This is a genomic window from Kitasatospora sp. NPDC058406, assembly GCF_042722765.1.
In the GTDB taxonomy this organism is placed as follows: Bacteria; Actinomycetota; Actinomycetes; order Streptomycetales; family Streptomycetaceae; genus Kitasatospora.
The window spans coordinates 1-1874 of the sequence record NZ_JBHXKE010000095.1 but is presented as its reverse complement, the minus strand read 5'-3'; the positions used below and the strand labels follow the sequence as shown (position 1 = coordinate 1874).

Below are 1874 nucleotides of genomic sequence, written 5' to 3'. Positions count from 1 at the left end.
TTATATCACCCGTTGTGTGGTCCCGGCCACACCCCCCCCCACCTCGCCCACACCTGATCCCTCCCCCCCCCGCCCCGCCCCGGCCGCCGCGGCCGCGGCGACCGCGGTCGCCGCCCTCTCCGTCGGCACACTGGCCGCTCCGGCCCACGCCGCGGACCACGCACTCAGGATCAGGGTGGGGAGCCCCGTCCAGATCCCCGTCGAGCCCACCACCCCCCGGCCCCAGCTCGGCGACAACGTCGACCTGCGGATCGGCCGGACCGGCACCGGGCCGGTCCTGGGCACCAGGATCACCCTGGACGTCTCGGGCCTCGACGGCGTCGCCACCCTCACCACCGGCGAGCGCTGCACCACCGCCGCCAAGGTGATCACCTGCGACGTCGGCTACCTCGACAGCGACGACGTCAACACCACCGCCCGCCTGTGGCTGAGCGCGCTCCCCGGGGTCCGGCCCGGCGCGAGCGGCACCGTCCACGCCACCATCAGCGCCCCGGACGCCGAGTCCGCGAGCACCGACTTCACGGTCGAGGTCGGCACCGCCGCGTTCCGCACCAAGGAGCTCACCCCGAAGACCGGCGCCGCGATCGGCAGCCGCATCGACCCCGGGCTCCGGTTCGCCAACCGCGGCGGCGTCCCCGCCTCCCGCGCGGTCGTCGAGGTCTACCTGGCCCCCGGCCTGAAGGTCGACGCCTGGCCGTCCAACTGCGAGTACGCCACCGCCCCGGGCGAGCCCCGCCCCGAGGGCACCGGCGCGTACGCACCCGTCACGTACGGCCTCTGCACCGTCGAGGGCGGGATCGCACCCGACGAGGCGGTCCGGCTGGCGGGCCTCGACCTCACCGTGGCCGCCGACGCGTACGACACCTTCGCCGGCTTCACCGTCCTGCCCCGCCCGGACGCGGCGGACGCCAACGGGCCCGCACTGCGCAAGAGGCTGACGTTCAAGCACGGCACCGGCGCCCCCGCCACGCTGGTCAAGGCCGGTACCGAGGGCATCCCGGCCGGCTTCCCCGGCCGCAACGACAACTCCACCGAACAGGAGGTCAGCGCCGACAGCCACGCGGACTTCGGCGTCACCGGCACCTGGGCCCCCGACGCCACCGGCCGCGCGGGCACCCTGACCGTCACCGCCGCCAACGATGGCCCGGCCTCGATCATCGACCGCAGCGGTGGCGAGGCGACCCCGCACCTCGACGTCCAGCTCCCCGCAGGCGCCACCGTCACCGGCCTCCCGAAGGGCTGCACGGCGGAGGACCGCGTGCTCGGCCGCCCGTCCGAGAAGCCGCTCAACAGGTTCGGCTGCGAGGCGTTCGACTCCTACATGGCCGACGGCGCGAAGGCGTCCTTCAAGCTGGCCCTGAAGCTGGCCGAGGGCACCGACCCGCTGACGGCCACGGTCTCGCTCCAGAACATGGGGAGCGAACTGGAGGAGGGCCTGCCCAGCGCCCTCATGAGGTGGGACCGCAACCCGGCCGACAACCTGGTGAAGGTCACCCTGCGGGCCGCCCCGGCACCGGCACCGACCACTCCCCCGCCCGCGCCCGCCGCGACCACCCCGCCGGCCGTCGTCGTGGCGGTCGCGGCACCCGCCGTCACCGCGGCCCCGTCGGCGCCCGCCGCCCGGGCCACCGCCGTCACCGTCACCGCGGGCGGCGAGCTCGCCGACACCGGCAGCCCGGCGGCCGTCCCGCTGGCCTGGGCCTCCGCCGCCGCACTGGCGCTCGGCACCGGGGCGGTGCTCGCCGCACGCCGGCCGGGCCGCCGACGGGCCTGAGCGACCCCGCCCGGTGGGGGGGGGTGGGGCACCGCCGGCCCGCCCGCACCCCCGGGGGGCACCCCGGGCCGGGGCCCGGGCGGGGCCGCCCCCGCCGGCG

General features: G+C 77.3%; 1 protein-coding gene. It reads left to right on the top strand.

Going from position 1 to position 1874, the window contains the following annotated elements:
- Positions 1 to 175 precede the first annotated feature (175 nt).
- Positions 176 to 1774: a hypothetical protein gene (locus tag ACFWOG_RS20010; RefSeq protein ID WP_380359968.1), complete on the top strand. Its 1599-nt coding sequence runs from the start codon at positions 176 to 178 to the stop codon at positions 1772 to 1774.
- The last annotated feature ends 100 nt before the right edge of the window (positions 1775 to 1874 follow it).